The sequence below is a fragment of the Nocardia sp. NPDC050413 genome (assembly GCF_040655475.1).
In the GTDB taxonomy this organism is placed as follows: domain Bacteria; phylum Actinomycetota; class Actinomycetes; order Mycobacteriales; family Mycobacteriaceae; genus Nocardia; species Nocardia coubleae.
In genome coordinates this window covers 156,144-173,236 of sequence record NZ_JBFAJZ010000002.1, presented here as the reverse complement: position 1 = coordinate 173,236, position 17,093 = coordinate 156,144, and the positions used below count along the sequence as shown (strand labels likewise).

General features: G+C 68.2%; 18 protein-coding genes. 12 read left to right on the top strand and 6 right to left on the bottom strand.

The genetic code is table 11. The features are described from left to right. Positions 1-67: 67 nt before the first annotated feature. Complete coding sequence (locus AB0I19_RS06740) at positions 68-1,174, bottom strand: zinc-binding dehydrogenase (RefSeq protein ID WP_357145469.1); 1,107 nt, start codon at positions 1,172-1,174, stop codon at positions 68-70. Between the two features lie 135 nt (positions 1,175-1,309). Here AB0I19_RS06740 and AB0I19_RS06735 point away from each other — a divergent pair, with 135 nt between their 5' ends. Beyond that, positions 1,310-1,705, top strand: coding sequence for a VOC family protein (locus AB0I19_RS06735; RefSeq protein ID WP_067492972.1), 396 nt, complete (start codon positions 1,310-1,312; stop codon positions 1,703-1,705). 49 nt (positions 1,706-1,754) lie between these two features. Here the strand turns inward: AB0I19_RS06735 and AB0I19_RS06730 are convergent, their stop codons facing one another. After that, positions 1,755-2,954 (bottom strand): MFS transporter, encoded by a 1,200-nt coding sequence (locus tag AB0I19_RS06730; protein ID WP_357145466.1) that lies wholly within the window; start codon positions 2,952-2,954, stop codon positions 1,755-1,757. A 92-nt stretch (positions 2,955-3,046) separates the two neighbouring features. Here AB0I19_RS06730 and AB0I19_RS06725 point away from each other — a divergent pair, with 92 nt between their 5' ends. Further along, positions 3,047-3,379: a helix-turn-helix domain-containing protein gene (locus tag AB0I19_RS06725; RefSeq protein WP_067492681.1), complete on the top strand. Its 333-nt coding sequence runs from the start codon at positions 3,047-3,049 to the stop codon at positions 3,377-3,379. Between the two features lie 177 nt (positions 3,380-3,556). Here AB0I19_RS06725 and AB0I19_RS06720 read toward each other — a convergent pair whose 3' ends face one another. The 3 genes from AB0I19_RS06720 to AB0I19_RS06710 all read right to left on the bottom strand — a co-directional run bounded on the left by AB0I19_RS06720 (position 3,557) and on the right by AB0I19_RS06710 (position 7,394). Next, complete coding sequence (locus AB0I19_RS06720) at positions 3,557-5,062, bottom strand: tetratricopeptide repeat protein (protein ID WP_357145463.1); 1,506 nt, start codon at positions 5,060-5,062, stop codon at positions 3,557-3,559. A 115-nt stretch (positions 5,063-5,177) separates the two neighbouring features. Beyond that, a complete protein-coding gene (locus tag AB0I19_RS06715) occupies positions 5,178-6,464 on the bottom strand; it encodes a hypothetical protein (RefSeq protein WP_357145461.1) in 1,287 nt (428 codons plus the stop codon). A 159-nt stretch (positions 6,465-6,623) separates the two neighbouring features. Further along, positions 6,624-7,394, bottom strand: a complete 771-nt coding sequence (locus AB0I19_RS06710; protein ID WP_357145458.1) for a response regulator transcription factor — start codon at positions 7,392-7,394, stop codon at positions 6,624-6,626. A 104-nt stretch (positions 7,395-7,498) separates the two neighbouring features. Between AB0I19_RS06710 and AB0I19_RS06705 the strand changes: the two genes are divergently transcribed. From AB0I19_RS06705 to AB0I19_RS06690, 4 genes are all read left to right on the top strand, one after another. Next, a complete protein-coding gene (locus tag AB0I19_RS06705) occupies positions 7,499-8,407 on the top strand; it encodes an ATP-binding cassette domain-containing protein (RefSeq protein ID WP_357145455.1) in 909 nt (302 codons plus the stop codon). Beyond that, complete coding sequence (locus tag AB0I19_RS06700) at positions 8,404-9,210, top strand: ABC transporter permease (RefSeq protein WP_067492675.1); 807 nt, start codon at positions 8,404-8,406, stop codon at positions 9,208-9,210. Before AB0I19_RS06705 ends, AB0I19_RS06700 begins: the two co-directional genes overlap by 4 nt. 1 nt (position 9,211) lies before the next feature. Then, positions 9,212-10,204: an LLM class F420-dependent oxidoreductase gene (locus AB0I19_RS06695; protein WP_357145452.1), complete on the top strand. Its 993-nt coding sequence runs from the start codon at positions 9,212-9,214 to the stop codon at positions 10,202-10,204. Positions 10,205-10,374: 170 nt separating this feature from the next. Next, positions 10,375-10,998, top strand: coding sequence for a PadR family transcriptional regulator (locus AB0I19_RS06690; protein WP_357145449.1), 624 nt, complete (start codon positions 10,375-10,377; stop codon positions 10,996-10,998). Here the strand turns inward: AB0I19_RS06690 and fabD are convergent. Next, positions 10,917-11,891 carry an ACP S-malonyltransferase gene (gene fabD, locus AB0I19_RS06685; protein ID WP_067492670.1) on the bottom strand — a complete coding sequence of 325 codons (975 nt, stop codon included), beginning with the start codon at positions 11,889-11,891 and terminating at the stop codon, positions 10,917-10,919. The two genes, AB0I19_RS06690 and fabD, sit on opposite strands and share 82 nt — an antisense overlap. A 491-nt stretch (positions 11,892-12,382) precedes the next feature. Here fabD and AB0I19_RS06680 point away from each other — a divergent pair, with 491 nt between their 5' ends. Genes AB0I19_RS06680 through AB0I19_RS06655 form a run of 6 tightly spaced genes read left to right on the top strand, consistent with a single transcriptional unit; the run spans position 12,383 to position 17,064 of the window. Further along, positions 12,383-13,177 (top strand): SDR family NAD(P)-dependent oxidoreductase, encoded by a 795-nt coding sequence (locus tag AB0I19_RS06680; RefSeq protein WP_357145446.1) that lies wholly within the window; start codon positions 12,383-12,385, stop codon positions 13,175-13,177. Between the two features lie 53 nt (positions 13,178-13,230). Further along, the gene (locus AB0I19_RS06675) at positions 13,231-13,629 is read left to right on the top strand and encodes an acyl carrier protein (RefSeq protein WP_157104761.1); all 399 of its coding nucleotides are present in this window, start codon (positions 13,231-13,233) and stop codon (positions 13,627-13,629) included. 3 nt (positions 13,630-13,632) lie between these two features. Then, positions 13,633-14,079: a hypothetical protein gene (locus AB0I19_RS06670; protein ID WP_357145443.1), complete on the top strand. Its 447-nt coding sequence runs from the start codon at positions 13,633-13,635 to the stop codon at positions 14,077-14,079. Next, positions 14,076-15,329, top strand: a complete 1,254-nt coding sequence (locus AB0I19_RS06665) for a beta-ketoacyl-[acyl-carrier-protein] synthase family protein (protein ID WP_357145440.1) — start codon at positions 14,076-14,078, stop codon at positions 15,327-15,329. The genes AB0I19_RS06670 and AB0I19_RS06665 overlap by 4 nt, the downstream gene beginning before the upstream one ends. Continuing rightward, positions 15,326-15,799 (top strand): hypothetical protein, encoded by a 474-nt coding sequence (locus AB0I19_RS06660; RefSeq protein WP_357145437.1) that lies wholly within the window; start codon positions 15,326-15,328, stop codon positions 15,797-15,799. The genes AB0I19_RS06665 and AB0I19_RS06660 overlap by 4 nt, the downstream gene beginning before the upstream one ends. Continuing rightward, positions 15,796-17,064, top strand: a complete 1,269-nt coding sequence (locus AB0I19_RS06655; protein WP_357145434.1) for a beta-ketoacyl synthase N-terminal-like domain-containing protein — start codon at positions 15,796-15,798, stop codon at positions 17,062-17,064. The genes AB0I19_RS06660 and AB0I19_RS06655 overlap by 4 nt, the downstream gene beginning before the upstream one ends. Positions 17,065-17,093 lie beyond the last annotated feature (29 nt).

Sequence of the window (17,093 nt, the reverse complement as noted above, 5' to 3'; positions counted from 1 at the left end):
ATCTCCTCGTCGTCGTTTCCGCTTGTCCGCAAGCCTATCGAGCATGCACCGGCCGGGGACGCCGAGGTCAGCCGAAAACGATCACCTGCCGCAGCGCGGCGCCCGCGGCGAGTTCGTCCATGGCCTCGTTCACCGCGTCGAGCCCGATGCGCGCCGACACGAGTCGTTCCAGCGGCAGTTTCCCGGCGCGCCACATCCGCACGTATTCGGGGATGTCGCGGGCGGGCACGGCCGAGCCGAGATAGCTGCCGATGATGGTCCGGCCCTGGGCGACCAGGGTGAGCGGGGAGATGGTGGCGGTGGCCTCGGGTGCGGGCAGGCCGACCGTCACGGTGACACCACCGGGAGCCGTCGCGGCCACGGCGGTTTCGAAGGCACGGACATTGCCCGCCGCCTCGATCACCACGTCGGCGTTCACCCCCTTGTCGACGATCTCGGCGGGCGTGAAGGCGGCGGTAGCACCGAATTCCCGTGCCAGCGCCAGCTTTTCGGACACGGTGTCGACCGCGATCACCTCGCCGAGCCCGAGCGACACCGCGACCAGCACCGCCGCCATCCCGACGCCACCGAGACCGACCACCATGATCCGTTCTCCCGCACCGGGTTTCGCGGCGTTGAGCAGCGCGCCGCCGCCGGTGAGTACCGCGCAGCCCAGGACCGCGGCGACCTCCGGTGGCACGTCGTCCTCCACCGGGACCACCGAGCGCCGATCCACCACCGCGTGCGTGGCGAATCCGGAAACCCCGAGGTGATGGTGCACGTCCTCGCCGTCGCGACGCAGCCGCCGCCCACCACCGAGCAGCTCGCCCGCATTGTTGGCCACACTGCCGGGCCCGCAGGGTGTGCGGCCGTTGCTGGCACAGCCCGCGCAGTCGCCGCAGCGCGGCAGGAACGTCATCACCACGCGCTGCCCCACCGCCACATCGTCGACACCGGCGCCGATCGCTTCGACGATGCCCGCCGCCTCGTGGCCGAGCAGCATCGGCACCGGGCGCACCCGGTTGCCGTCGACCACCGACAGGTCCGAATGACACAACCCGGCCGCCTCGATCCGCACCAGCAACTCGCCGTCACCCGGCTCGGCCAGCTCCAGTTCGCACACGGTGATCGGCCGCGACTGCGCGAACGGTGCCGGATCGGCGACACGTTCGAGAACGGCTCCACGAATCCTCATGGCGCGAACCTACCGCGCCATCGGCATTGCCGGACCCGGGATTCGGCGTTAATCTCGTTTCCGGTGACGGTGCTCCTGTCGGCCGCCTTGTACCGAGCCCAGGGTCGGCGCCGTCACGAACCAAGGAGAAATCCCCTGTCAGTACAGTTCAATCACACCATTGTCGGATGTCGGGACAATAGGGAAACCGCCGAATTCTGGGCGGACATCCTCGGGTTGGACATAGGAAAAGAGTGGGGTCCGTTCATTCCCATCCCGCTCGACAACGGTGTCACGTTCGATTTCGCGAAGGTGCCGCCGTTCGTTTCCGAGATCCAGCCGCAGCACTACGCGTTCCTGGTCTCCGAAGCCGAGTTCGACGCGGCCTACGCCAAGATCCAGCGCTACAAGCTGGACCATTGGGCCGATCCGCAGCAGCACGGCGTCAACGAGATCAATCACAACGACGGGGGCCGAGGCGTGTATTTCCTCGACCCCAACGGCCATTTCCTAGAACTGATCACCGTGCCCTACGGCGGTTGGCCCACGTAATTGCCCGACCCCGTCCGGCCGTTTCACCCCGGCCGGACGGGGTGCGTCCTCAGCCTTTCGCCCGGCTGCCGCGCAGTCCGAGCAGGGCGGCGAGCACACAGGCCACGGCGACGATCGCGATGAACCACGGGAATACCGTCGCGATTCCCCAGGTGGTCGCCGCCCAGCCCGCCGCGAGCGTCGGCAAAGCCATTGCCGAATAGGCGAGCAGGTAATAGGCCGACATCGTTTCTCCGCGCCGATGCGGCGGCACCACTTCCGACAGATGGCGCAGCGAACCACCGAAGCCGAGCCCGAACGTCGCGCCGAGCACCAGCCCCGCGATCAGCACGGCCGCCGGTTGCCTGGTGGCCAGCGCCGGAATCGTGGCAAGCAACGCGGCGGCCATCCCGAGGTCACCGATGATCGCGGCCTTGCGCGCCGGAATGCGGGTGGCGAACAATTGCGCGAGCGCGCCGGCCAGGGCGGTCGAGGCCACCACGGCCCCACCGAACACCAGGTTGTGCACGCCGGTTTTCGCGGCAGCCAGCGACGGATACAGCGACAGCAACACACCGAGCACCGACCAGGCGGCCATCACCCCGATCGCGGAGAACCAGAAATCTGCCCTGATCTCCTGGGGGACAGCGGGTTTGGCGATCGTGATGCGACCCTTCACACGCGCGACGTGCGGTTCGCGCAACGCGAGGATCCCGGCCGCGGCGGCCAGACAGATCACCGCGATCACCACGTACGGCGTGCGCAGCGGCGACGGCGCGTACTGGGCGAGCACAGCGGTACCGAGCACCGCGATCGCGATGCCCACATTGAACGCCACCCCGCTGAGCTGACCGGACCGCGCGCCCCGCTCGGGTCGCAGATCCAGCAGCGCGGCGGCACCAGCCACCACGGTCGCCCCGACCGCCGCGCCGTGCAGAGCCCGCGCCAGCAGCAGCATCGGCACCGAGTCGGCGAGCAGGAAGGCCACCAGCCCGAGGATCATGGTGGCGAACGCGCCGACGATCACCGGCTTGCGCCCGACCACGTCGGACACGCGACCCGACACCAGCACCGCGCCGAGCGCGGCCACGGCGTACACGGCGAAGACCATCGTCGTGGTGAACGGCGACAGGTGCCATTCGGTTTCGTAGATTCCGTACAGCGGGGCGGGTGCCCCGGAGACACCGAGTGCCACGCCGGTGGCGGCGAGCACCAGCCCGTAGGCCCACCGTTGACCGGTTTCGGTCGGCACCATCGTTGTCGCTGCCATCGCAGCCCCCATCAGGTGAGTTTGATAACCATCGAACGATCCCGACCCTACGCCGGGTATGATGACTATCAAACCCGGGAGTGAGGTAGATCATGACGCAGGCTAAAGATCTCCCCGCGGCGCCCACCCTGCCCGTGGCGGAACTGCCCGCCGTACTCGGCGCGCTGCACGATCCCGTGCGCCTGGAAATGGTGCGCCGCCTGAGCAACGCGGGCGGCCCGCTGCGCTGCTCGGCGCTCTACGACGCGATCAACAAGTCCACCGCGACCCACCACTTCAAGATCCTGCGCGAAGCGGGTCTCATCGAGCGCCTCACCCTCGACGGGCAGACCTATCAGCGCCTGCGCACCGAAGACGTCGAATCGGCGGTCCCTGGATTGCTCCCCGCGGTCGTCGCCGCCGCCAACAGCGCTGCCGACGACTGACGAGCGTCGGTCCTGCCCTCGCGCCTACGGTCACGACGCTCTGGAGTCGACACCTGCTGCCCGCGGCCCTGCGAACCGGTTGCCGATGTCACCACCCCTCCGCAGCCTACGGTCGCCAGGCACCGGAACCGACAGTTGCTCGCGCGACCACGTGGCCCTGCGGACCGGCTGCCGCTGTCACCGGGTCGGGGTCATGGCCGGTACCCCCGTGACAGTCGGCGGTACGACGAGAGTTGGAACCCGCAGGGTCGGGATCGTCGGGAACTCGCGCGGTGAGATCGTCGGTGGTGCGGGCACATTCATGAACTCGCGGCCGCGCATCTCACCGTCGACGATCTCGCCGCCACCCCACCACACAGCCGCACCCGCCCCGGCCAGCAAGGCACACACGATCGCCGCGATCACGGGCAGCCTGCGGTATCCCGCTCGATCGCGCCAGATCCCGATTCCGGCTTCCAGGACGAGGGTGAACAACACCGCACCGACCACGGCGAGAAACGCACCGAATACGGCAGGCTGACGCGCGAATCCTCGTGCGAGACCGGCGACGACGACCAGCGGCACCACGCAGATGCCGAGCACCATGATCTGCAGGGCCGCGAAGTCGAAGCCGTCTTCGGGATCGGGGTCGTCGCGGCCCGGCCGCAACCACGCCGTGTACAGCAGCAGATGCGCGAGCGCGGCCCCGAGCGTGCCGAGCACGAGCAGCCAGCTCCCGATCCGGATGAACGCCACGTACTCCGACCGCATCGCCACCGCGCCGAGTACCACACCGAACGCCGAACCGGCCACCACGAGCAGCGCGAACACCACGCGCGGGCGCAGTACGCGAGCCCGCAGATACCCGTCGGGCAGTAGCTTGCGCAGCTTGTGGAACACCCCGAACCAGGCGAGCGGAATCGCTGCCAGCAGCACCGGCGACACGATTCGGAGCAGCATCGCCGGCGCCCACATCGCCACGGCCGCATAGCAACCCGCGAAGAACCACACCCACGCGGCGAGTCGCATCAGCGCTCGCCAGTGCACTTCGGCGAGCAGCCGTTTCGCTTTGCTGTCCGTCGGCGCCTGGGCGAGGACACCGCGCAGCGTCGCCACTGCCGATTGCCTGCCGCCTTCGACGCCGCCGAACTCGAGCTGCGCCTGCATGCGGAGCAGGTCTGTGTGGGTCGGGTCGAGCAGGAGTCCCGCGCCGACATGGCGCCGGGTCCCGTCGAAGTCGCCGAGGCGCTCGTAGATCTCGGCGGCGGAGCAGTGCACACCGGCGTCGTCGGGCGCGAGTTCGACGGCCTTGCCGACGAGCACGGCGGCCCGGTCGCTGTCGCCTGCCGGTCCGAAGGCGATCGTCCACGCCGCGAGCAACAGCGACGCGGGTTCGTGGGGCAGCAACCGCAGGACGGTCTCGCTGTGCTCGCGTGCCCGCCCCCACTCCCCCAGCATCGCCGCGCACATGGCGGCCAGCATCTGCGCTTCGGGCAGTTCCGGGTCGGCACCGATGGCGCGCCCCGCCCACCGCAACGCCTCTTGTGGATCGTCCAGCGCGAAGGCCGTGTTCCCCAGCGCCACAAGCACTTCCGGGTCGTCCGGCGCCTGCACCAACACAGCCCCCAGAATCCCCCGAGCCTCCTCGGCCCGCCCGATCTCCAAAGCCACCCGCGCCCGCTCGAGCGCCGCCTGTACCGGCACGACTCTCTGCCCCCTCCCCTGGATTCCTCCGGCGCACACTACCGCCGTCGCGGTATTCAGGCCGCCCTGCCTGCCGATCAAGACTCAGGTCGGGACGCCGAGAACATCGGAGTGATCAGCGATCAGGCGTCACAATCGGCGCCCGGCCGACGTCAGGTAACCGGAAGTAGCTCGGCACATACAGTGTCGGCATCGGTAACACGCGTGGGGTCCTCATCGCTGGTACAGGCGCCACGGTCGGCAGCCGGACGAGGGTCGGTGTGGGTGTCACCGGGACCGTGCTCGGCAACGGGGCAGGTGCACGCACGACCTCACGGCTCCGCAGTACACCGTCGTCGATTTCGCGACCACCCGACCACACCGCCGCCGTCGTCGCGGCCGCCACTGATACGAGGACCAGCACCAGCACGAACACCCGAGGCTTTCGCAGTACGGGCCCGTGCGGCCGAAACTCACGAATCCATTCGATCAGGAACGTGAGCAAGGCGATGCCGAGCACAGCCGACAACGCCCCCGCTACTGCGGGCTGACGTGTCCAGCCCCGCACGAACCACACGATCACCGCTACCGGAACCAAGACCATCGTGGACACGACCAGTTGCCTGCCCGCGAACCCGGACCCGCCTTCCGGGGGAACGTCGCCCTGTCCGCGCCGGAACCAGGCCGCGAAGATCAGGAGATGGGCGAGCGCGGCCCCGAGTGCGCCGAGCACGAGCAGGCGGCAGCCGAACCGGACCACGGCGGCGTCGGCGGACCACATCGCCCCGGCTCCGACGACCACGGTCGCACCGGCGGCGACGGCCAGAACCAGCGCGAGCAGTACCGCCGGACGACGGCTGGTCCTGGCGCGTAGATAGTCCGGGGGAAGCTGGTCACGCAGCGCGCCGAACACCCCGGTCCACGCACGGACCAGGACGGCGATGAATATGACGGTCAGCAACCGCAGCAGCCAGGGTCTTCCCCAGATACCCATCGCCGCAACACATCCTGCGAAGACCCACACCCATGCGGCCAATCGCATGAGGGCCCGCCAGCATATTTCGGCGAGCATCAGCCGCGCGAGGTCGTAGGTCGGCGTCTGCGCCAGCAGGCTCCGTAGCGTGGCGACGGCGGCCGTTCTTCCGCCGAGCCCGGTGAATTCCGAGCGAGCTTGCAGGTACAGCAGTTCCGGCTGTGTCGGGTCGATCTCCAGGCCCGCCGCGCGGTGTCGCCGCGCCGCGTCGTGGTCGAGCAGGCGCGCGTAGATCGCGGCAGCGGACCGATGCACCTCGACGTCCTCCGGCGACAGCGCGATGGCTTCGGACAGCGCGGCGCGCGCCCGGCCCGCATCACAGGGCGACCCGAACGCGCGCAACCAGGCCACCAGCAGCCATGAGGACGCGTCGTCGGGGAAAAGCCGCACGACGATGTCGCCGTGCGCGAAGGCGGTGGCCCAATCTCCGCGTGCTGCCGACGCTGTCGGTGATCGGTACGTCGCCGGCGAACCGCTCGGCGACCGGCGTCCACCGCGCACAACGTTACGGTGCGACCACGACAGTTCGCTCCCGCATCGCCACCGGCGTTACAACGGGCTCACCAGTCGGGTCTCATAGGCGTAGATCGCCGCCTGGGTCCGGTCGCGCAATTGCAGTTTGTCCAGTATCCGGCCGACATGCGTTTTCACCGTCTGCTCGGAAATGACCATCTCCCCGGCGATTTCGGCATTCGACAAGCCCCGCGCGATGAGTACCAGCACCTCGGTCTCCCGCGCGGTGAGCCCGGCCGCCTTCTCCGCCGACCGCACCGACTGCCCCTGCCGGGCGAACTCGGACAGCAGGCGCCGGGTGACCGAAGGAGCGAGCAGCGCCTCACCGGTGGCGACCACGCGTACCGCCTCACCGAGCGAACGGGCCGAGGATTCCTTCAGCAGGAACCCCGAGGCGCCCGCGCGCAGCGCCGAGTACACGTAGGCGTCGAGGTCGAAGGTGGTCAGCACGATCACCTTGGCAGGCCCGGCGGCGGTGATGCGGCGGGTGGCCTCGATCCCGTCGCACACCGGCATCCGCACGTCCATCAGCACCACATCGGGGGCCAGCCGCTCGGTCTCGCGCACCGCCTGCTCGCCGTCGGCGACCTGGCCGACGACGTCGATATCCGGCTGGGAGTCCAGCAGCACGCTCAAGCCCTCGCGCACCAGCTCCTGGTCGTCGGCGATCAGCACCCGGATGTTCGCCTTCGCCGCATCGTGCGCCTGATAGTGATTGTCCGACAACGGAATTCGCCCCTCTGTGCGGACGGCGCGGGAGGCGCCGAACCGATCCGAACCACCCTGCGACATCAGCGTAATAGCCACCGCGCGAACGCACCGAGCAGCGCCGCATCCCTCTCGAGGACTACCCGCGCAGTTGGCTCCCGGGATGGATGTGGCCGAAATGCCTGCTCAATACGCTCGAAAGCATGATCCAAGCACGTAACTTGACCAAGTTCTACGGCAGGACTCGCGCCATCGACAACCTGAGCTTCACCGTCGAACCAGGTCGGGTCACGGGGTTCCTCGGCCCCAACGGTTCGGGCAAGTCGACCGCGATGCGCTGCATACTCGGACTCGACACGCCCACCTCCGGTACGGCGACGGTGCTCGGCCAGGACTACCGCGACCTACGATTCCCGCTGCACACCGTCGGCGCCCTGCTCGATGCGAGCGATGTGCTCGGATCACGCACCGCCGCTTATCATCTGGCCTTTCTCGCGGCGAGCAACGGCATCCCACGCACGCGGGTCGACGAGGTGCTCGAGCGGGTCGGGCTCGCCGACGTGGCCGGGATGCGGGTGAAAGGCTTTTCGCTCGGCATGCGCCAGCGCCTCGGCGTGGCGGCCGCCCTGCTCGGCGACCCCGCCGTGCTGATCCTCGACGAACCCGTCAACGGTTTGGACACCGAGGGCATCCGCTGGATCCGCCAGACCCTGCGGGCCATGGCCGACGAGGGCCGCACGGTGCTGCTGTCGAGCCACATGATGAGCGAGACCGAACTGGTCGCCGATCACCTGCTGGTGATCAGCCGGGGCAAGATCGTCGCCGACGAGCCGACCGCCGACTTCGTCGCCAATGCCGAACCCCGGGTCCGGGTGCGGGGGGACGAGCTGACCCGGCTGGCCGCCGTGCTCGGCGACCGCATCGAGATCCGGGGCGACACCGGCACCGTGCGCGGGGTGACCGCACGCGAGATCTGGCGCCTCGCGGCGACCCACGACATCGTCCTCGACGAGCTGACGCCGGTCACCGCGTCGGTCGAAGAGGTCTTCACCCGGCTGGTCTCCGGCCGGCACACCTTCCAGGACAGCGAAACACTGCAGGAGTCGGCATGAGTACCACGATCGTGACCAGCACCACCGCCACCCCGAACCGCTCGGCGCCGCCCTGGGAGGTGATGCGGTACCAGGTGATCTCGGAGCTGATCAAGATCCGGTCGTCGAGGGCGCTGTTCCTGCTGCCCATCCTGGCACTGCTGATCGGCCCGGTGTCGGCGGCACTGGTCGGCCTGTCCGACAGCCTGGAGACCACCGACACCGTGATCGGCGGCGCCTTCACCGCCATGACCCTGCCCATCGCGCTCATCGGCGCCTGGGGCGCGCTGGTCACCTCCACCGAGTACACCTCGGGGACCATCCGCTCGGTCCTGGCGGCGACACCGCAACGCGATGTCGTGTTCGGGGCGAAGATGCTCACCGCCGCCGCGGTGAGCACGACCCTTGGCATCGCGGCCACCACGCTCACCTATCTGGTCGGCGTCTTCGCCATCGACAGCTCGAAATACGCCGCGGGTGACGCGTTCCCGGGCTTGCTCGGCATCGTCTGCGTGTTCCCGGCGGTGGCCCTGTTCGGGGCGGCGCTCGGCATCCTGATGCGCAGCTCTGCCGGGGCGGTCGCCGCTGCCGCCGCGCACGTGGTGCTGCCCGAGGCGGCGTCGGCGACAGCGTTCGGCGAGCTGCACAAGCTGGCGACCCTTCAGGCACCCAGTGCCGTGGTCGGCAAGCTCTCCCAAAGTGCCGACGCCTCGGCCGAACTCATCGGCGCGCTCGGCGGCTGGCCCCGGCTGGCGATCGTGACAACCGTGACACTCGGGGTGTCGGCCCTCGCCCGCCGCGCCCTGCTCCGAAGGGATGTCTGACATGTCCGTACCCACCGGCCGGGGCATTGTCCGCCTCGGTTTCCAGATGCCCGACTTCAACTTCGGCGCACCGGTCGACGAACTCTTCCCCGCCATCGTCGCGCAGGCGCAGGCGGCGGAGAAGGCCGGATTCGACACCCTGTTCCTGACCGACCACTTCTATCAGCGCTTCGGCCCGCCGAACGGCCCGACGCTCGAGGCCTACACCACGCTGGGCGCGATCGCCGCCGTCACCGAGACCATCCGGCTCTCCACCATGGTCACCGGCAACACCTACCGCAATCCGGCGCTGCTCGCCAAGATCGTCACCACGCTCGACGTGATCAGCCGGGGCCGGGCGATGCTCGGTATCGGCGCGGGCTGGTTCGAGCTCGAACACCTCGCCTACGGTTACGAATTCGGCACCTTCACCGACCGGTTCACCAAGCTGGACGAGGCACTGCAGATCATCGCACCGATGTTCCGCGGACAACGCCCGAGCTTCGAGGGCACCTGGTATCGCGTCGCGAACGTCATCAACGAACCACGCATGCGCGACGACGTGCCGATCATGCTCGGCGGTGCGGGCGAGAAGAAGACCTTCGCCCTGGCGGCGCGGCACGCCGACCATCTCAGCATCGGCTGCGAGACCGACGAGCTGGCGCGCAAGATGGCCGCCCTCGACCAGCGCTGCGCCGAGGCCGGGCGCGACCGGTCGACGCTCGACGTCAGCTACCTCGCCTTCGTCGTGATGGACGAAAACGCCGACCGCGCCGAACAGCTCATCGACGACATGTTCGCCGCACGCGTGGGCGAACGGGCGAAGGTCGAGCGGGTGCGCGCCTCGATGGCGGGCAAGTTGTTCGTCGGAACGCCGAAGCAGGTCGCCGAACAGATCTCCGAACGCGTGCTCGTCCACGGCGTCGACGGCCTCATCATCAATATGGTTGCCAACGGCCACCATCCCGGTGTTCTCGAGATGGCAGGCGAGGCACTGAAACCGCTGGTCGCCTGAGCCTTCGTCCGCCGTGTGACGCTGTCGTCACACGGCGGACGACTGCGAGCAGCCTTTGACAGCCCATAGTCCGAAACGTATAGTGCGGATCGCGATATCCGGCCCCAATAATGAAACATTCCTGTTTCTCACCCAGGATGTTGTCACCCGATACCAGAGGAGTGAGCTGCTTGGCCGACCGGAAGCTCAGCCCGACGTCCTATCTGGTCCTCAGCTTGGTCGCCCGCACCGGACCCTGCACTCCGTTCGACATCAAGAAGCAGGTCGATCGCTCGATCGGATTCTTCTGGTCGTTCCCCCATTCCCAGATCTACGCCGAACCGGAACGCCTCGTCGAAGAGGGGCTGCTGTCCGGCTATCAGGAGACCACCGGTCGCCGCCGCCGGATCTACACCATCACCGACGCGGGCCGCGCCGAACTCGAGGACTGGCTCACCACCGGGCAGGACAAGCGCACGCACGAATTGCGCGACAGCGGATTGCTCAAGCTGTACTTCGGCAGCCTGTCCACCCCCGACGACGTGGTCGAGGTCGCCGCCGGGGAGAAGCAGGCGCATCAGAAACGGCTCGATCGCTATCTGGCCGCCCATGATTCGCTCTCCGGCGATCCGGCCAGCGATTCCCACGAGCTGCTCGTGCTCGAGTTCGGCATCCGCTACGAAGCCCTGTCCGTCGAGTTCTGGGGTGAGATCGAACAGCGCAGGGCGGCGGTTCAGCCCACGGCTTCGACCGGGAACACACCGCCCACCTCGTCGGCCACCGCGCGGATGCGCCGCCGGTCTCCCGCGGAATAGCTCGCCACCTCGGGGTACGCGCGTTTGCACAATCCCGTGAGCACCCGTCCCGGGCCGACCTCGACGAACGCCTCGACACCGAATTCCCTCACAGCGCGCAGACTCTGACTCCAGCGCACCGATCCCGCGAGCTGTGCCCGTAGCCCCGCACGCGCCTGCTCCCCCGTATGCACCCGCGCCGCGGTGACATTCGCGACGAGCGGGATCACCGGATCGGCGAACCGGACCCCGGCGAGATCGGCCGCGAACTCCGCCTCGACCGGAGCCATCATCGAGCTGTGGAAGGGCGCGCCGACCGCGAGCCGCTTCACCTTCGCCCCCTCGACGCCGAGTCGCGTTGCCCTGGTGGTGAATTCGGTCACACCGGCCTCACTGCCCGACACCACCGTCTGGTCCTCGGCGTTGTAGTTCGCGACCTCGACGACGGCCCCTGTCTGCTCGCGCACCTCGGCACAGAGGCGCTCGACCGTGTCACTCGACAGCCCGAGAGCGGCCGCCATCGCACCGGGATTCGATTCGTTGACCCGCGCCATGAGTTCGCCGCGCCGCCGGACCAGGCGCAACGCGTCGGTCCACTCGAGTACGCCCGCCGCGACCAGGGCGGTGTACTCGCCGAGGCTGTGGCCGGCGACAACCACCGGTGCGGGAACGAGTTCGGACAGCACGCGGTAGGCGGCCAGGCTGGCGACGAAGATCGCGGGCTGGGTGATGTCGGTGCGTGCGAGCCGGTCCTCCGGCCCGTTCCAGCACAGCTGGGACAGCTCGAAGCCGAGCACCTCGTCGGCGGTCCGGAACAGCGGTGCGACGAGGTCGGGGTAGGCCTGGGCGAGGTCGTGGCCCATGCCGACTCGTTGTGAACCCTGACCGGGAAACAGGAAAGCGGTGGATGTCATGCGATTCTTCCCCTGAATATAGAACGGGTATCAACCTGGACAGGCGTCAAAAACAATCTGCCGGTACGGATACACGGAATTCCGCTCGACGACGAGCGTCGTTGCCCGATTCTGCTCGCAGGCGGTCCGGAGTTCAAGACTTGCCTGTTTGGTATACCGCGAAGCATATCTCGGCCGAATCTCCGACCGGTCGGTTTTCGTTGTCGTCGCACGCCGTGATGAATTCAGCGTTAACACCACATCTATTCCTTCTTTCCCGCGCGAAGATCAGCCTCTCGCGGCCCCTGGAATTACTAGCTAGCGCGCTGCAACAGTACGTGCTAAGAGCCCTTCCACTCAGTAATAGCGGTCAGCTATTATGGTGCAAATCACATCTATGCCGGTTGCACCTGGGGTTTAACTGCCGGATCATCGGTTTCGGAAAGTGTGGATGAGATCGTCCGAACCGGACCATCGCACGCTTTTCATGCTGACCCCTGGGGAGGTACTTGATGTCAGCAATTCACACCGGCCGGGTCGCACTGGTGACCGGCGGATCAGGCGGAATAGGCCGCGCGGTTTGTCATCGTCTCGCTGCGGAAGGCGCCATTGTCGCCGTGAACTACTTTCGCGGGGAGCAGGCGGCCCAGGAAGTGGTTACCGAAATCGAGAACAACGGCGGAAAGGCCGTTGCCATTCAGGGAGATATCTCCTCCTACAGCGCTGCCGAGTCGGTTGTCGAGCAGGTGCTGGAATTCGCCGGGAAGCTCGATATCCTCGTCAACAATTCGGGTATCACGCGCAACGAATTGATCATGAAAATGTCGGAGAGCGATTGGCTCGAGGTCATGCGGGTCAACTTCGGCGGCGTGTTCAACGGCACGCGGGCGGCCTGCGGCGCGCTCGCCCAGAGCGACGGCGCGGCCATCGTCAACATCTCCTCGGTGATGGGCGAACGCGCCTGGTTCGGCGCGTCCAGTTACGCGGCGTCCAAGGCGGCGATCAACTCCTTCACCCGGGCATCGGCGCTCGAGTTCGCCCGCTTCGGCATCCGGGTCAACGCGGTGCTGCCCGGCTTCGTGGAGACCGAGATGATCGCCGACGTTCTCAGTGGTGACGGTGGCGACTCCGTCATCGGGCAAGTGCCCATTTCGGGTGCGACCACCGTCGACGAGGTGGCCGACCTGGTCTCCTACCTCGCCGCGCCCGGCAACCGGCATCTGTCCGGCGCGCTCGTCCCGGTCGACGGCATGGTCGCCGGGACGCTACTGACCGGCAAACCGCTCAAGAAGACCGCGCGCCGCTAACCGGCACCTCAGCTCCACCCCGATCCGACCACTTCCAGATGGAGGAAACCAACATGTCCGAAATCAGCGTTATCGATACCGTCCGCGAAATCGTCGCCGAGGCAGTCGCTTTGGACATCGACGAGGTCGAAGCCGATGCCACCCTGTTCGGTGAGGTCGGCGCCGAGTCGATCGATCTGCTCGACATTCTTTTCCGAATCGAACGCCGCCTCGGCGTCAAGATCACGACCACCCAGCTGAGCGAGCGAATCCAGGGCGGCATCCCGGACGAGCAATTCGGCACCGACGACGGAATGGTCTCCGACCTCGGCCTCGAGCAGTTGCACAAGGTGATGCCCCAGATCGACCCGGCCGAACTCAGCGGCAAGCTCGGCGCCGAGGACGTGATGGGTCTGTTCACCGTGCGCAATCTCGCGGACATGGTGTCCAAACACACCGTCGCGGCGAGTTGACCCGTGCGGTTCCATCTCGTCGACCGCATCGACACCATCGAACCCTGGGCGCGGGTCGAGGCGGTCAAGCGGACGAGTTCGAGTGAGAGTTATTGGTCGACAACGGCTTTCGGCTCGCTGATGCCGCTGTCGATCCAGCTGGAGGTGCTCGCCCAGAGTCTGGCCTGGCTGATCTATCTCAGCACCGATCGGCGGCAGCGGGCGGTGCTGCTGTCGGTCGGCGCCATGACGACCCGGTCCGCCATCGTGCCCGGCGACGACGTCGTCGCCTCCGTCGAAATCCTGTCCAGGGGCGACACCATCGTGGCCGGGGGCCGGCTGCTCGTAGGCCAGAGCGTCGTCTTCGAGGTCGACGACCTCATGTGCGGCCTGGTCGACGCCGACATGCTCGAGGACGCGGCGTCGGTGCGGATGCGCGAAGAACTACTGCGAAGCGGGGTCCGATCATGAACAACGAGGTCGTCATCACCGGTATCGGGGCCGTCACCCCCGTGGGAAACACCGCACCGGACACGTGGTCGGCGCTGGCCGCCGGGCGCAGCGGAGTGGGCCGGATCGAGACGTTCGATCCGAGCACCTTCGAAGTCCAGATCGCCGGGATGGTGCGTGGATTCAGCCCGGCGCCCGAGCTCTTGACCACCCAGCGCTGGGATCTGCTCAGTCGGTCCGGCGGTTTCGGTGTCGTCGCCGCGGCACAGGCGCTGGCCCAGGCGGGCAATATCGGGTCGCACGACGAGGCCGCCCGTGGCGTTTTCGTCGGTGGCCACGTCGGCAGGCCCGAGCCGCAGGAGTTCGCCGAGATCGGGCTCACCCGGCGCACCAGCGACGGTGCGGTGATCTATCGCCGCAGCACCGACAGCACGTGGCGCTGCGATCAGGGTGTCGACCTGATGGCCATCGCCGAGGTGGGCCGGTGCCGTGGGCCGATCAGCGGGATCAGCACCGCGTGCACATCGGCGACCCATGCCGTGGGCGAGGCGATGCGCCGGATCCAGGCGGGCGAGATCACCATGGCCGTCGCCGGGGGCCAGGACTCGCTCACCACCTGGCTCGACGTCGCCGGCTTCTCGCTGCTCGGTGCGCTCACCACCCGCTACAACGACAATCCGACCAAGGCCTCGAAACCGTTCGACGCCGAACGCGACGGTTTCGTGCTCGGTGAGGGTTCGGTGCTGCTCGTGCTGGAGGAGCGGCGGATCGCCGAGGCGCGCGGGGCCCGGATCCTGGCGCGGCTCACCGGTTACGCCTCGACGATGAACGCGTACCGGATCACCGATTCCCCGCCCGACGGTGGCGGGTCGATCACCGCCATGGCCGACGCGCTGGCCGATGCGGGCGTGGCGGGCACCGAGGTCGATTGTGTGTACGCGCACGGGACGAGCACACCGGGCAACGACGTCTCCGAAACCGCCGCCATCAAGCAGGTTTTCGGTGCGCACGCCTACGAATTGCTCGTCACCTCGCCGAAGTCCATGACCGGGCACCTCACCGCCGGGGCGGGTGCGCTCAATGTGCTCGCGGCGCTCGGAGGGATCACCGAGGGGCTGGTCTCGCCGACCATCAACTACACGCACCCGGACCCGAAGCTCGACCTGGACTACGTCCCGAACCAGGCCAGACAGGCCGATGTCTCGGTGGCGCTGGTCAATTCGTTCGCGTTCGGTGGCACGAACGCCTCACTCGTGGTGCAGGCGCCATGAGTACCCCCGCGGTGACCGTGTCGAGCACGGATGTCGGCGCCCGGTCGCCGGTGCCGCCCGACGCCCTGGCCGTGGCCGGCGGCCTGCGCCTGGACCGCGTCGTCGAGTTGCGACCCGGTGCGGGTGCCAGTGCCCTCGCGAACGTGCCGAACACCCTGCCCGTGTTCGACACCCATTTCCAGCGGTTCCCGGTGCTGCCCGGGGTGCTCATGCTGCACGGCATGGCGAATCTGGCCGACGTGTTGCTCGCCCGCGACGGTGGCCGGTGGCGGCTCACCGGCGCGCGGCGGGTGCAGTTCCGCCACTATGTGCGCCCCGGCGACCAGCTGCACGTCGCGGTCGAGGTCCGCCAACTCGACGGCACCGTGGCGCGCCTCAGCGGGCGCATCACCCGGGCCGACGCGGTGGTCGTCCTCGCGCGGGAGCTCACCATGACCCGTGACGCGGGTCCAGAGAGGGAAATCTCATGAATCGCGTTGTCATCAGCGGCATCGGTGTGGTGTCGCCCCTGGGTACCGGATTCACCCAGACCTGGAAGGAACTGGTGGCCGGGCGCAGCGCGGTGCGCCCGATCACCGCCTACGACCCCTCCTCGCTGCGCACCCGGTTCGGCGCCGAGATAACCGACTTCGACGCGAAACCCTTTGTCCGCAACCGCAAATCGCTGCGGCTGATGACCCGCGCCAACCAGCTGGCGCACGCCGCGGTCCGGCTGGCCACCGAGGAGGCGCGCATCGACCCGGCCACCTCGGGCAACGATTCGGTCGGTGTCTTCCTCGCCAGCGAGAACCAGATCTCCGACCCCCTGCACATTCTCGACGCGACGGTCGAGGCGTGCGGGCCCGACGGCCGGATCGACCCGACCCGGTTGGGGCACGAGGCGGCCCGGATGTACCCACTGTTCTTCGTCGAAGGGCTGCCCTCGGCCGAATTGTTCTTCCTCTCCGAGGAATTCGGCTTCGCCGGGCCGAGCGCGTTCCTCTCCGGGGCGGGCGACGCCGGCATCAGCGCGATCGGCAATGCCTACCGGGCCGTCGCACGCGGCGAGACCACGGTCGCCGTCGCCGGTGGTTTCGACGACGGCGTCTCCTGGTGGTGCATGTCGAAACTGGACCGGCTCGACCTGCTCACCGGCCGCAACGAGGCGGGTGCGGTGCGCCCGTACGACCGCGACGCCTCCGGAACCGTCCTCGGCGAGGGTGCGTGCATGCTCGTGCTGGAGGACTACGACACCGCCGTGGCCCGCGGGATCGAACCGTACGCGGAGATCGTCGGTTTCGGCGGTGGCTCGGATCCGGTGACACCCGGCGAGATCTGGGGCGACGGTACCGGTCTGCGCAACGCCATGGCCTCGGCCATGCGCGAGGCGGGTGTCGCCGGCACCGATATCGGCTATGTGGCCGCCGACGGCGCGGCGGTGATCCGGGCCGATCTGGCCGAGGCGCGGGCATTGCGAGCCGCGCTCGGCGCCGGGGCCGACACCGTCGCGGCGAGCAGCGTGCAGCCCGCGCTAGGCCAACTGCTCTCCGCCGCAGGTCCTCTGAATGTGGCGCTGGCGGCGATGACGCTGCGCGAGGCCACCGTGACGCCGACCTTGAATCTGTCCGCCGCGGCGCCGCGGTGCGACCTGGACTGGGTGCCCGGTACGGCACGCGAACTGCGCGCGGACTACAGCCTCGCGCTGGGCCGGGGACTGTCGGGCCAGGCCGCGGCGCTGGCTCTGCGGCGCCTGTAGAGCCCGCTGGAACCACGAACAGGAGTGCA

Bases quoted from the DNA above. Each gene is read 5' to 3' on its own strand.
- AB0I19_RS06740 (WP_357145469.1), bottom strand. From the start codon at position 1,174: ATGAGGATTCGTGGAGCCGTTCTCGAACGTGTCGCCGATCCGGCACCG.
- AB0I19_RS06730 (WP_357145466.1), bottom strand. From the start codon at position 2,954: ATGGCAGCGACAACGATGGTGCCGACCGAAACCGGTCAACGGTGGGCC.
- AB0I19_RS06725 (WP_067492681.1), top strand. From the start codon at position 3,047: ATGACGCAGGCTAAAGATCTCCCCGCGGCGCCCACCCTGCCCGTGGCG.
- AB0I19_RS06705 (WP_357145455.1), top strand. From the start codon at position 7,499: ATGATCCAAGCACGTAACTTGACCAAGTTCTACGGCAGGACTCGCGCC.
- AB0I19_RS06700 (WP_067492675.1), top strand. From the start codon at position 8,404: ATGAGTACCACGATCGTGACCAGCACCACCGCCACCCCGAACCGCTCG.
- AB0I19_RS06695 (WP_357145452.1), top strand. From the start codon at position 9,212: ATGTCCGTACCCACCGGCCGGGGCATTGTCCGCCTCGGTTTCCAGATG.
- fabD (WP_067492670.1), bottom strand. From the start codon at position 11,891: ATGACATCCACCGCTTTCCTGTTTCCCGGTCAGGGTTCACAACGAGTC.
- AB0I19_RS06680 (WP_357145446.1), top strand. From the start codon at position 12,383: ATGTCAGCAATTCACACCGGCCGGGTCGCACTGGTGACCGGCGGATCA.
- AB0I19_RS06675 (WP_157104761.1), top strand. From the start codon at position 13,231: ATGTCCGAAATCAGCGTTATCGATACCGTCCGCGAAATCGTCGCCGAG.
- AB0I19_RS06665 (WP_357145440.1), top strand. From the start codon at position 14,076: ATGAACAACGAGGTCGTCATCACCGGTATCGGGGCCGTCACCCCCGTG.
- AB0I19_RS06660 (WP_357145437.1), top strand. From the start codon at position 15,326: ATGAGTACCCCCGCGGTGACCGTGTCGAGCACGGATGTCGGCGCCCGG.
- AB0I19_RS06655 (WP_357145434.1), top strand. From the start codon at position 15,796: ATGAATCGCGTTGTCATCAGCGGCATCGGTGTGGTGTCGCCCCTGGGT.